This is a genomic window from Vogesella sp. XCS3 (assembly GCF_020616155.1).
Classification (GTDB): Bacteria; Pseudomonadota; Gammaproteobacteria; order Burkholderiales; family Chromobacteriaceae; genus Vogesella.
The window spans coordinates 1786822-1800477 of sequence record NZ_CP085530.1; the positions used below are offsets into that span (position 1 = coordinate 1786822).

Annotated in this window: 4 protein-coding genes; all 4 read right to left on the minus strand. The window is 62.4% G+C overall.

Annotated features, from left to right (window positions below; all coding sequences use genetic code 11):
- Positions 1–31: 31 nt before the first annotated feature.
- From LCH97_RS08485 to LCH97_RS08500, 4 genes are read right to left on the minus strand one after another with little or no spacing between them, the layout of a single operon-like run.
- Positions 32–1378, minus strand: a complete 1347-nt coding sequence (locus tag LCH97_RS08485) for an efflux RND transporter periplasmic adaptor subunit (RefSeq protein WP_227305069.1) — start codon at positions 1376–1378, stop codon at positions 32–34.
- Positions 1379–1431: 53 nt separating this feature from the next.
- Positions 1432–2187 carry an efflux RND transporter periplasmic adaptor subunit gene (locus tag LCH97_RS08490; RefSeq protein WP_227305072.1) on the minus strand — a complete coding sequence of 252 codons (756 nt, stop codon included), beginning with the start codon at positions 2185–2187 and terminating at the stop codon, positions 1432–1434.
- On the minus strand, positions 2187–3701 hold the full coding sequence (locus LCH97_RS08495; protein ID WP_227305076.1) for a TolC family protein: 1515 nt from the start codon (positions 3699–3701) through the stop codon (positions 2187–2189). The genes LCH97_RS08490 and LCH97_RS08495 overlap by 1 nt, the downstream gene beginning before the upstream one ends.
- Positions 3702–3744: 43 nt before the next feature.
- The gene (locus LCH97_RS08500; RefSeq protein WP_227305079.1) at positions 3745–13341 is read right to left on the minus strand and encodes an Ig-like domain-containing protein; all 9597 of its coding nucleotides are present in this window, start codon (positions 13339–13341) and stop codon (positions 3745–3747) included.
- Between the last annotated feature and the right edge of the window lie 315 nt (positions 13342–13656).

Genomic DNA, 13656 nt, shown 5'->3' on the forward strand with positions numbered 1-13656 from the left:
TGGCGCAGAGCGGGCCATGCTTGTGGCTGCATTACCAGCCCACCCATTGACGTAGCCATACCAGAGGCCGCCGAAGCGCATAGTAGGACAATGGCACCCAGCTACCATAAATGCGGGCCGTACCTACTTGCCCGATGCGCGGGCGCTCACCGGTGTCTAGCAGACGGGCGTAAAGGCGGTAAGCCAGGATGCCGTCTTCGCCCACCTCGGCCCGGTAGGCCACCCGGCTCACCACCGCATCATATGCCTGGGTGGGGCTGGCGCTGGGGAACAGCCGCAGGGACATGCCGGGCACCACTCGCAGGGTTTCTGTCGCCGGTAGCCAGGCGGTAACTTCCACCTTGGCCGGGTCGGCCAGCTGCATCACGCGCTCGCCTGGCGATACCGCCTTGCCCAGCCAGTCGTTACGATCGGAATACACGATTACCCCGTCACGCGGGGCTTTGACATGGATGCGCGCCAGCTGGCGGGAGGTGTAATCGGCCTCGATGCGCTTTTGCTCAAGGCGGGCTTGTTCGCTGGCCATATCCAGCCGTGCCTTGTCTTCGGTTACCGCCAGCTGTGCCTGCTGGCGATAGCTCTCCGCTGCAGCCTCTTGCGCCTTGCTTGCCAGGGCCAGCTGGCCAGACAGCACGGTGGCATCCAGACTGAACAGCGCGGCGCCAGCCTTCACCGGCTGGTTGGGTTGCACATCAATGCGCTCTATCACGCCAGCCAGCGGCGCCCGCATCAGCAACGCCGCCTGCGGGGTGACCTCGCTACGTGCCAGTACGCTCAGCCGCACCGGCAGACACGCCAGCAGCAGCAGGCCCAGCAATACCCGCCGCCGCATCACCGGCATATGGCGCCATTGCAGCACGCGGTGGCGCAAGGTTGGCCTGGCAGCAAAGTGTTGCAAGGCATGCGCATAACCATGGGCCAGCTCGGCGGCAAGGGTTTGCTCATACTCGCTCCACTCGCTGTCGCGAGCCAGCAGCAAGACGCCAGCGTCGGCGCCACCCGGTATCTGTAAACGCAGTACCAGCGCATGGGGTGGGAGCCAGCTGGACCAGTCGGCACCCAGTGCGGGCGGCAGCTGCCCGGCAGTCAGCGTCATTAACGCCCCGCCTGCGGGAAGTGCGCGGCATACGCTATCCAGCCATTGCGCGTACGGCGCGGTACTTTCCACGCCGGCCAAGCCGGAAAGTGCACGCACCCCAGGCAGGCTGTGCGGGTGCCACCAGGCAGCCTGCCGGAATGGCAACAGCTGCAAGGTTTCATTCACCATGACAAAACCGACGACGGCCTCGGTTTGGGCATCCCTTGCCCGGTGTAGCAAATGCAGCAAGGTAGCCAGTGGCCGCGCGGTATCGATAACAGGAGGGGGTAAAGGGTTCATGCGCCCACCCGGGCATCGCCCTGCATCCCGTACAACAAGGTTGGCCGCATCATTTACTTGGGCACCGCGAAAGTTGCCCAGCCACTCATACCGGGCAGCAGTGCAGCATCCTGGGCTTCGATACGGCCACTAGCCGCAATAGACTGGCTTACCGGGTCGATACGCGCCCCCAGGCGCACGATGCTGGCCGGGAAGCTGCGCCCCAGCTCATCCACTTGCACGGTAAAGCGCTGCCCCGGCTTGAGCCACGCCAGCCAGCGCGACGGCACCAGCATGCGCAGCTCCAGCGGGCCACTATCCACAATATCCATCACTGCCATGCCGGTATTCAGGTACTGGTAAGGCGCAGCAGTACGCTTGGCCACCCTGCCGGCGAAAGGCGCCACAATCACGCACTTCTGTACCGTACTGCGCATATAGCTCAGCTCGGCGGCGCTTTCCTTGGCCTTACCCTGGGCCTGGGTCAGCTCCAGTGCACCGATAGAATTGAGCTCGGCCAGGCGGGTATTCACTTTCACCAGCTGCTGTGCCGCATCCAGCGAAGCTTGCGCCTTGTTCATCTGTGCACGGTAAGTACTGCAGTCGAATTCGACCAGCGTTTGGCCTTTACTGAAAGCCGCCCCCTCCTCCAGCGGCAAGCGCGCGATTTTGGCCGGCAGCTCGCTAGAGATGGTGACCGCCGCGCGGGACATGAGCTGGGCTCGAATACGGCCATCGGTTGCAGGCGCCGCTGCCGGGCTGGCGGCGATAGCCCCCTGAGATAGCAGGCCTAGCGCAGCCACCACGAAAAACCGGTTTGCCTGCCACATCAGATGCTCCCACTGGCCAGAGTCTGTTCTACATAGCGGCTGACGTTATCCAGCTCGCTGCCCAACACCGACACGTCATGGCTGCTTACCGCGGCCGGCAACGGGTCCAGCCCGATAGTGGCGGCAATCTGGCCGTAGGCATTTTGCAAATCACCATAGCCCTGGTACAAGCGCAGCTCGGACAATACGGCATTGGCGCTGGCCAGTATGGCGGGCAGCTTGCCTTGTGCGTTGCTTAAGGCGGCGTTATTGCTGTACTCCTGCAGCCGCCGCTCTACCGCATACATGTCTTGCTCCAGGGCAAACTGACGCTCGCGCCCCTGGTAATCCAGCCAGGCAACGTGTACCTGGGTCAGCACGGCCATGTTCAGTGCCATGCGCTGCTCCCGCGCCAACTGCAGCTGCGCGTCGGCGCTGCCGCGTATGGTTTTGGCGTTCAGCACATTCAGCAGGTTCCAGCTCACACGCAGGCCGGCATCTCCCCAGCCCTGGTTCACCAGGAACTTGTTATCGTCGTAATGCGCCCCCAGGCTAAGCTCTACACCCGGCAGCAGCTTGGCCACGGCTTTCTTGGTCTCCAGTACACCGATACGCTCGTTGTAGCGGGCCTCCATCACCTCAGGCCGGTTGCCCAGCGCCATTTCCTCCATTTTTTCCAGCGACAAACCCAGCTTGGGCTTATCCAGCAAAGCAGGCTCAACCACACTGAAACGCTGGCCAGGGGAAAGGTTCATGATGGCCGCCAGCCTGGGCTTGGCTTGTACCAGGGCATTGCGTATCTGTGTCATCTGGCGGATCACATCCAGCAGCTGGCGCTGATAGCCAAGCGACTCCTGCGGAGAGCGCAGCTTTTCCTGCTCGACCTTGCGCGCATCCGCCAGCGCCGCCTCTGCCTCTAGCAGCAAGGCACTGATTTTCGGCTCCAGCCGTTGTGCGCCAACGGCTTGCCAATAAGCTTGCCTGGCTTGCTGCAACAGCTGGTGTGCCACTTTGCGCTTGCGCTCTTGCATGATCAGGCGGCGGTCGGCCTGCTGCTGCGCACCGTAATAACTGACCCCGAAATCCAGCACATTCCAGGTCAGGCCCAGATCGGCATTGATGCGGGTGCGCTCGCTGGAAATGGAAGGCACCAGCGACTGCTTACCGGTAAGCACATCTTGCGAGGACGAGGCTGCGTCGCTATCGCGTTGGTTATACCCTGCCCCCAGCGCCAGCTTGGGTAGCAGATCAAGATTACTCAAGTCGAGCTGGCGCTGCGCCAGCGCTTCTTCCATCAGTTTGACGCGATAGTCCAGGTTGTACTTCAGTGCACGGGCCATGACCTCTTGCAGGGCGATATCGCCTTTTACCGGCTCCTGCACCGCAAACAGGGTTGCCCTGTCGGTGCTGACACCTTCTGCACGCTCGCTGGCTGTCAACGGTTGCGGCAAGACAGCGCACCCGGCAAGCATGAGGGTGGCAATGGCCAAGCTGCTCAAAACAAAGCGCTTGGGGCGTGGAGTAGTCTGGTTCATGGGCTGGCTTCCTTTGCATGCATTTGCTTGTGTTTTCATGTCATTACCCTTCACGAGTCACCACCTTGGCTGCGGCGTGCAACAGCGCATTGACTGCCTGGCCAAATCCTTTACTGCCTTGCTGTGCCAGCTGTTCGACCAGTGCCGGCTTGCCATCCGGCGCCGCATCAGGCCGCGCGCGTGACACCGGGCTGGTCGCGCTGCGCTGGGCAGGAGCTTCACCGGTATTGCCATTCCCCCCCGGGTCCAGCTTGATGCGAGCAACCCCCTGGTTGCCCTGGCTGTCGCGAACCGTCACCACGATATCCAGCGGCCGGGTAAACCCGGCTGGCAGCTGGCCGGAGAACTGGCCACTGACAGGGTCAAAACGGACCCATGCCGGCAGCGGCTGGCCGTTGCTTTGCCGTGCTTCCAGCGACAGACTGCTGCCGCTACGAACGCTGAACGTACCCTGTGGCAAAGTGAAACTGAAGCTTTGCTGCAGGGCTATCGACTGCGTCACCTGTGCAATACGCACTTCTATGGCCTGCGCCTGCCTTTCGTTGACCTCTACCGCAATCACCTGCACACCGGTACTGGCTACCAGGGTCTGGGGCAGGCCCAGCGCCTCGCTACCGTAAAGCGGCAAACTGGCCCGGCTAGCAGCATCACTGTCACTCACGCTGGCAAGCACCACTGTCTGGCTACTGGCCACGCTTTCCTGTACTGGCGCAGGGTCACTGCTGACCACCGGGGGCAAGTCGTCAGGTGCAACCACCACAGGTAGCAGGGTGTAACGCCCGCTTACCGTTCCGGCTACCGCATTGCCTGCCTTGTCCCGCACGCTGTTGCCATCGATACGAAGCAACAAATCACCGCTACCTGCAGCATTCGCTACCGACACCAGATAGGTTTTGCCATCCAGCCGCTGCACCCCTGCCAATACGCCGCTGGCTTCCCCGGCCAGGCTAAACGCGGATAAAGGAATGTCCTCTACCTCCTCGGCGAAAATGATTTGGTAGCGCAACGCGCTATTGCTGCTCGGGTTGGCATCCAGCAAGACCACCGTTGCGGTCGGCGCGGTGGTGTCGATGGTGACGCTGTAGGCGCTGGATTGGGCGCTGACGTTGCCGCTGCTGTCGGTGCTGGTGGCGCGCAGGCTGTGGCTGCCGCTACTCAGCGCCGTAGGCAGCGTGTAGCTCCAGGCCCCGCTACCGTTGGCCGTAGCGGTACCGACGGCATTGCCATCCACGTAGATCGTGACGGTGCTACCCGCTTCGGCGCTGCCTTGCACGGTGGGGGTGGTCTGGTTGGTGATGCCGTCGCTGGCGCTACTGCCGCTGTCGCTACCGGCACTCAGGCCGCTGATGGCCGGTGCGCTCGGCGCGGTGGTGTCGATGGTGACGCTGTAGGCGCTGGATTGGGCGCTGACGTTGCCGCTGCTGTCGGTGCTGGTGGCGCGCAGGCTATGGCTGCCGCTACCCAGTGCGGTAGGCAGCGTGTAGCTCCACGCCCCGCTACCGTTGGCCGTGGCGGTACCGACGGCGTTGCCATCCACGTAGATAGTCACCGTGCTACCGGCCTCGGCGCTGCCTTGCACGGTGGGGGTGGTCTGGTTGGTGATGCCGTCACTGGCGCTACTGCCGCTGTCGCTACCGGCACTCAGGCCGCTGATGGCCGGTGCGGTCGGCGCGGTGGTGTCGATGGTGACGCTGTAGGCGCTGGATTGGGCGCTGACGTTGCCGCTGCTGTCGGTGCTGGTGGCGCGCAGGCTATGGCTGCCGCTACCCAGTGCGGTAGGCAGCGTGTAGCTCCACGCCCCGCTACCGTTGGCCGTGGCGGTGCCGACGGCGTTGCCATCCACGTAGATAGTCACCGTGCTACCGGCCTCGGCACTACCTTGCACGGTGGGGGTGGTCTGGTTGGTGATGCCGTCACTGGCGCTACTGCCGCTGTCGCTACCGGCACTCAGGCCGCTGATGGCCGGGGCGCTCGGCGCAGTGGTGTCGATGGTGACGCTGTAGGCGCTGGATTGGGCGCTGACGTTGCCGCTGCTGTCGGTGCTGGTGGCGCGCAGGCTGTGGCTGCCGCTACCCAGTGCGGTAGGCAGCGTGTAGCTCCAGGCCCCGCTACCGTTGGCCGTGGCGGTACCGACGGCATTGCCATCCACGTAGATCGTGACGGTGCTACCCGCTTCGGCGCTGCCTTGCACGGTGGGGGTGGTCTGGTTGGTGATGCCGTCACTGGCGCTGCTGCCGCTGTCGCTACCGGCACTCAGGCCGCTGATGGCCGGTGCGCTCGGCGCAGTGGTGTCGATGGTGACGCTGTAGGCGCTGGATTGGGCGCTGACGTTGCCGCTGCTGTCGGTGCTGGTGGCGCGCAGGCTGTGGCTGCCGCTACCCAGTGCGGTAGGCAGCGTGTAGCTCCACGCCCCGCTACCGTTGGCCGTGGCGGTGCCAACGGCGTTGCCATCCACGTAGATAGTCACCGTGCTACCGGCCTCGGCGCTGCCTTGCACGGTAGGGGTGGTCTGGTTGGTGATGCCGTCGCTGGCGCTACTGCCGCTGTCGCTACCGGCACTCAGGCCGCTGATGGCCGGTGCGCTCGGCGCGGTGGTGTCGATGGTGACGCTGTAGGCGCTGGATTGGGCGCTGACGTTGCCGCTGCTGTCGGTGCTGGTGGCGCGCAGGCTGTGGCTGCCGCTACCCAGTGCGGTAGGCAGCGTGTAGCTCCACGCCCCGCTACCGTTGGCCGTGGCGGTACCGACGGCGTTGCCATCCACGTAGATAGTCACCGTGCTACCGGCCTCGGCGCTGCCTTGCACGGTGGGGGTGGTCTGGTTGGTGATGCCGTCGCTGGCGCTACTGCCGCTGTCGCTACCGGCACTCAGGCCGCTGATGGCCGGTGCGCTCGGCGCAGTGGTGTCGATGGTGACGCTGTAGGCGCTGGATTGGGCGCTGACGTTGCCGCTGCTGTCGGTGCTGGTGGCGCGCAGGCTGTGGCTGCCGCTACCCAGTGCGGTAGGCAGCGTGTAGCTCCACGCCCCGCTACCGTTGGCCGTGGCGGTACCGACGGCGTTGCCATCCACGTAGATAGTCACCGTGCTACCGGCCTCGGCGCTGCCTTGCACAGTGGGGGTGGTCTGGTTGGTGATGCCGTCACTGGCGCTACTGCCGCTGTCGCTACCGGCACTCAGGCCGCTGATGGCCGGTGCGCTCGGCGCGGTGGTGTCGATGGTGACGCTGTAGGCGCTGGATTGGGCGCTGACGTTGCCGCTGCTGTCGGTGCTGGTGGCGCGCAGGCTGTGGCTGCCGCTACCCAGTGCGGTAGGCAGCGTGTAGCTCCACGCCCCGCTACCGTTGGCCGTGGCGGTACCGACGGCGTTGCCATCCACGTAGATCGTGACGGTGCTACCCGCTTCGGCGCTGCCTTGCACGGTGGGGGTGGTCTGGTTGGTGATGCCGTCGCTGGCGCTACTGCCGCTGTCGCTACCGGCACTCAGGCCGCTGATGGCCGGTGCGCTCGGCGCGGTGGTGTCGATGGTGACGCTGTAGGCGCTGGATTGGGCGCTGACGTTGCCGCTGCTGTCGGTGCTGGTGGCGCGCAGGCTGTGGCTGCCGCTACTCAGCGCCGTAGGCAGCGTGTAGCTCCAGGCCCCGCTACCGTTGGCCGTGGCGGTACCGACGGCATTGCCATCCACGTAGATCGTGACGGTGCTACCCGCTTCGGCGCTGCCTTGCACGGTGGGGGTGGTCTGGTTGGTGATGCCGTCGCTGGCGCTACTGCCGCTGTCGCTACCGGCACTCAGGCCGCTGATGGCCGGTGCGCTCGGCGCGGTGGTGTCGATGGTGACGCTGTAGGCGCTGGATTGGGCGCTGACGTTGCCGCTGCTGTCGGTGCTGGTGGCGCGCAGGCTGTGGCTGCCGCTACCCAGTGCGGTAGGCAGCGTGTAGCTCCACGCCCCGCTACCGTTGGCCGTGGCGGTACCGACGGCGTTGCCATCCACGTAGATAGTCACCGTGCTACCGGCCTCGGCGCTGCCTTGCACGGTGGGGGTGGTCTGGTTGGTGATGCCGTCGCTGGCGCTACTGCCGCTGTCGCTACCGGCACTCAGGCCGCTGATGGCCGGTGCGCTCGGCGCAGTGGTGTCGATGGTGACGCTGTAGGCGCTGGATTGGGCGCTGACGTTGCCGCTGCTGTCGGTGCTGGTGGCGCGCAGGCTGTGGCTGCCGCTACCCAGTGCGGTAGGCAGCGTGTAGCTCCACGCCCCGCTACCGTTGGCCGTGGCGGTACCGACGGCGTTGCCATCCACGTAGATAGTCACCGTGCTACCGGCCTCGGCGCTGCCTTGCACAGTGGGGGTGGTCTGGTTGGTGATGCCGTCACTGGCGCTACTGCCGCTGTCGCTACCGGCACTCAGGCCGCTGATGGCCGGTGCGCTCGGCGCGGTGGTGTCGATGGTGACGCTGTAGGCGCTGGATTGGGCGCTGACGTTGCCGCTGCTGTCGGTGCTGGTGGCGCGCAGGCTGTGGCTGCCGCTACCCAGTGCGGTAGGCAGCGTGTAGCTCCACGCCCCGCTACCGTTGGCCGTGGCGGTACCGACGGCGTTGCCATCCACGTAGATCGTGACGGTGCTACCCGCTTCGGCGCTGCCTTGCACGGTGGGGGTGGTCTGGTTGGTGATGCCGTCGCTGGCGCTACTGCCGCTGTCGCTACCGGCACTCAGGCCGCTGATGGCCGGTGCGCTCGGCGCGGTGGTGTCGATGGTGACGCTGTAGGCGCTGGATTGGGCGCTGACGTTGCCGCTGCTGTCGGTGCTGGTGGCACGCAGGCTGTGGCTGCCGCTACCCAGTGCGCTAGGCAGCGTGTAGCTCCACGCCCCGCTACCGTTGGCCGTGGCGGTGCCAACGGCGTTGCCATCCACGTAGATAGTCACCGTGCTACCGGCCTCGGCGCTGCCTTGCACGGTAGGGGTGGTCTGGTTGGTGATGCCGTCACTGGCGCTGCTGCCGCTGTCGCTACCGGCACTCAGGCCGCTGATGGCCGGGGCGGTCGGCGCGGTGGTGTCGATGGTGACGCTGTAGGCGCTGGATTGGGCGCTGTTGACACTGCCAACGGCTGCCCGCACCGTAATGGCGTGGCTACCGCTGGCTAGCGCTGAAGGGATATTGAAGCTCCACGCCCCCAGCCCGCTGGCAGTTGTCGTACCTGCGGCGTTGCCATCGATATAAACGGTGACAGTACTGCCTGCTTGCGCACTGCCGGTTACCGTTGGCGTAGCGTTGCTGGTCTGGCCATCGCTATTGCTAGATCCCGTATCGGTAGCTGTCGTCAAACCCGCAATGGTAGGCGTAGGCAGCTGCATGGTGACGGAGCGCGTAGCAATACTACTGCTGACAGCACCATCGTTGACGCTAAAGCTGATGGTGCGATTGGTCGTATTGGGGGTAATGGCTGTGTCGGTATAACTGACGGCACGCAAAGCAGCCTGCCATTGCGCCAGGGTTGCGCTAGCACCGGCAGAGGTCAGCGTGAGCACACCGGTGCCAGCATTGTAGCTGGCGCTGATATTGCCAAAAGTGCTGCTATTGGTGTTCGAAAAGGCCAGTACATCCTCGCCGGCCTGAAAGCTGCCGCTTACCGAAACGGTTGCGCTGGCCAATGTAGCACTATCGCGGTCGGATAAGGTCACGCCACTATCCACCACAATTGCGCCCCCCCCCAAGACGAAGCTGGCACTGCCACCAGACCCGGTCACGACAGGTGTTTGCGCTATTGCGGTAAGCGTGATGGTTCGCGTCACCTGGGCGCTGTCTTTGCTACCGTCACTCACCACCACGCTGACGGTGCGGCTGGCTGTTACCGGCGTAATGGCGGTATCGGTATACGTGACTGCGCGCAATGCTGCCTGCCACTGCGCCAGAGTAGCCGTCGCCCCGCTAGAGGTAAGCGTTAGCACACCTGTGGCACTGTTATAACTTGCCGCGATATTGCCATACGTAGTGGCATTGGTATTACTGAATGCCAGGACATCTTCGGCACTCTGGAAGTTGGCCGCAATGCTTACCCTGGCCGTAGATAGCGTGGTGGAATCCAGGTCACTCAACACCAGCCCAGCATCGATGGCTACCGCTGTGGAGGCCGTATTATCGCCAGACACAAACGCGGCACTGCCACCACTGGCAGTAACAACGGGGGTCTGGTCGGTGGCGGCTACCGTTACAGTGCGGGTCACTGCCGCACTGGTTTTGCTACCGTCGTTTAGGGTAAAGCTGATGGTACGCGTAGCCGTATTGGGGGTGACGGCACTATTGCCATAAGTCACGGCCTGCAAGGCTGCACGCCACTGCGCCAGCGTAGCGGTAGCACCACTGGAGCTCAGCGTCAGTACACCTGTAGCAGCGTTATAACTGGCGCTGATGTTGCCAAAGGCCGACGCACTGGTATTACTGAAGGCCAAACTATCCTGCGCACTCTGGAAGTTCCCGCTGATACTGACTTGCGCACTGCTGAAAGCACTACTGTCCAGGTCGGCTACCGTCAGGCCACTATCGACCACCACTGGCGTAGAGGCTGCATTGTCAGCAGCTGTAAAGGCCGCACTGCCAGCCGAGGCGGTGAGTATCGGCGTCTGTGCCGTGGCAGTTACCGAGATGCTGCGAGTAACCACCGTACTGCTATTACTGCCGTCATTGATTTGCAGGCTGATGGTGCGCGTGGCTGTATTGGGGGAAATCGCGGTGCTGGTATAGGTTACCGCCCGCAAAGCGGCCTGCCACTGCGCCAGGGTAGCGGTAGCACCACTCGATGTCAGGGTCAGTACACCGGTCGCCGCGTTGTAGCTACCCGTGATATTGCCCATGGTGCTGCCATTATTGGTATACGCCAAGACATCCTGGCCACTCTGGAAGTTACCGGTGATGGCGACGGTACCACTGGCGATCGTCGGGCTGGCGGGGTCGGCCACCGTGATGGCGCTATCGACAGCAATTGGTGTGGAGCTGGTATTGTCACCCGAAACAAATGCCGCGCTACCACCGCTCAGGCCAATCGACGGCCCGGCCGCGAGCACATTCACGGTAGCAGCCAGCGACACGATACTTGTGTCTGCCCCGCCATTGGCCGTGCCGCCATTGTCCTTGATGCTGCCCAGGGTGATAACGCGGTTACCCGCCGTGGGGCTGGCACTACTGTCGCGGTAGGTCATGCCGTTGACGATGCCGGCGATTGTGCTGGTAGACAAACCCGCCCCGCTCACCAGCGTGACTGTCGCGGTACTACCCGACACCGATACGCTAACGCTCACCCCGTTACCGACAGTGGTCACACTGTTACCATGGGTCAGTGCCACATTGCTGCCATCAATAGCCAGAATTTCACTGCTGCCATCTGCCAGGCCCGTTACAGTGAAAACCAGCTGGCTGATACTCTGCGATGATTCAACCGTGGAAAAACTGGCACTAGCAAACAGCGATACGGCAGCCCCGCCAGCACTCAAGGTAGGGGTGCTGCCAGTGGCGGTGCCTGTGGGCGCATCATTCACCGCAGCCAGTGCCACGCTGACATTACTGGAACCCGTCCCCCCACGGCCGTCGTTCAGGCTGATATTGATGGTTCGCGTTGCCGTAACCGGGTCGGTGGTGCTGCTGTTCTGGTAAGTCAGTGCCGCCACCAGCGTGGACATGCGTGCTGCCGTGGCGTTGCTATTGAGCGTGACGATAAGATTATGGCCACCGCTACCGTCACCGTTGGCCGCAATCACGCCCACGGCAACACCTCCTACCGATACCGTACTGCCCACGCTGGTACCACTGCTGAGCGACACCGTCCCCCCGGTACTGATACCCAGCACATCCTGCCCGCTCTGGCCATTAGCCGTGATGCTGACCGTCAGGCTGCCGCCGTTGAAATTACTGGTATCACCATCGCTTATGCTGACCGCGCTACCGGTATCCAGCAGCACTGCACTGCCCTTTTCGGTAAAGGTCGTGCTATCCCCGGCCAGGTTGCTCAGCACAGGCGCGGCATTGGCCGTAAGCGTGACGGTTTTTGTCACCACGGCGCTGCTGTTAGTACCATCATTAATCGCAAAGCTGATGGTACGGCCGCCGGTATTGGGGCTCAGGGCGCTGTCCTGATACGTTACCGCCCGTAGCGCCGCCTGCCATTGCGCCAGCGTCGCGCTGCCGCCACTGGAGGTAAGGGTGAGCACCCCGGTGCCACTGTTATAGCTGGCGGCAATATTGCCGTAGGTCGTGCTATTGGTATTACTGAACGCCAGTACATCCTCGGCGCTCTGGAAGTTGCCGGTAATGGACACCGTGGCACTGGCCTGGGTACCACTGTCCGAGTCAGTAAGCGTGATACCGCTATCCACTACCACCGCTGCACCGGAACCGGCACTAAATGCGCTGGCACCGCCCGAGCTGGTCAAGGTTGGTGCATTAAAATTAGCATTGATCTGGCCAATACTAATCATGTAGTTAATAGTATAACCACCATCAGCCATGACGCGGAATGAATCAATACCGCGAAAGGCCGAATTAGCCGTTACATCAAACGTAACAACGCTGCTGTTATCGACGAGTGTATCTGTCACATACTGGGTCAGAATTGCACCGTTTACTGCTGTAGCACCAACATACCCTACCAATTGCACGTTACCACCACTGCCCGAACCACTATGACCAGACAGCGCTACTGCGATGCTACCCAAGGTAAAGCGGCTATTATCATTAGATTTCACCGCCATGTATGAAATAAGCAGAGTGCCGTCGCTATAGCCATTCACCAGTATCTTGTTAACCGTACCAGGATCACCCACGATAACTACTTGATTACCATTACTGGAGGAAGCCAATTGCAGAGTAAAATCCCAGCCCTGCAGGTTGCCAGTATTAATAACATTACCTGACGGGTTATAACTATTGCCATTTGAGGTGATGAAATCGGTCGTACCTGTTACTGGCCGGGCTAACAGCGCATCGTAAGCCAGCGCCAGCGCATCGGTATTCACTTCGCCCTGCTTGCTTTCCAGCACCCAGTCCCCCCCCAGTGACGCCGCGCCGGTGGCATCGTTTGAAGCCGCGATATCGGCACCGGTAAAGCTGGCCAGGCGCTGGATCAAGGCCTGGCCATCAGCGCCGGCGCCAATGCTGCAGCCGTACAGCAGAATATCGCCGCCAGGCGACAAGCTTTGCCCCAGGGTAGACAGCTGCGCCTGATACTGCGACAGGTTGGCCGCAGTCAGTGTCACGTCGCCCAGCATCAGCTGGCCTGCTTGGCCGTGAGACAAGATATGAATGGCCGCGACACCCTGCCGATTTTGCAGATACGTGGCCATTTGCTGCAGCGGGTCGCTACCGGCTTGCAAGCGAACCACCTCGCTACCCGCCGCAAAACCACCCAGCTCGCCCAGACCTGGCGCCACAAACACCACCTGTACCGGCGCTGCGGCCAACTCGTTCTCCCCGCCCGCCCCGGCTAACAGGGTAGTTACGTGGTCAGCCTCTGCGGCTTGTTCGGCTACATGCTGCGTCAGCAGCGCGTCCAGCAGCTCTGCGCCTCCCGCAGCATCAAACATGATGCGCGGCTCCAGAACCAGCAAAGAAGACCGTACAGGCGAAGGCACGGTGGTGGGGCGACGGGCAGGTTTCATCATGGCGGGTCTCCAGAAAGAGGGGCCAGCTATGGCAAGGCTTTCATTGCAATAACCAAGCTATTTGAAAACCAAATGCATAAAATGGCACTGGCATTCAGCATAGCAACACCTTGATGACAATGCTGAACAAAACTTGCGTGGCAATCGTCAAAAACAAGCCAGAAAGCAGCACTAAAATCCACACAACCGGCTTAATGAAAGAAAAGACTCAAGAAAAGCTATAAATTTAAAATTTAATTGCTTAATGACAGATCGGGTAGAAATTTTGAAACGACCGATTGATACGAGGGACATCGTGCGCTTTAGCCACTTGAA

Coding starts and splice junctions, on each gene's coding strand:
- LCH97_RS08485 (WP_227305069.1), bottom strand. CDS start 1,378: ATGAACCCTTTACCCCCTCCTGTTATCGATACCGCGCGGCCACTGGCT.
- LCH97_RS08490 (WP_227305072.1), bottom strand. CDS start 2,187: ATGTGGCAGGCAAACCGGTTTTTCGTGGTGGCTGCGCTAGGCCTGCTA.
- LCH97_RS08495 (WP_227305076.1), bottom strand. CDS start 3,701: ATGAACCAGACTACTCCACGCCCCAAGCGCTTTGTTTTGAGCAGCTTG.
- LCH97_RS08500 (WP_227305079.1), bottom strand. CDS start 13,341: ATGATGAAACCTGCCCGTCGCCCCACCACCGTGCCTTCGCCTGTACGG.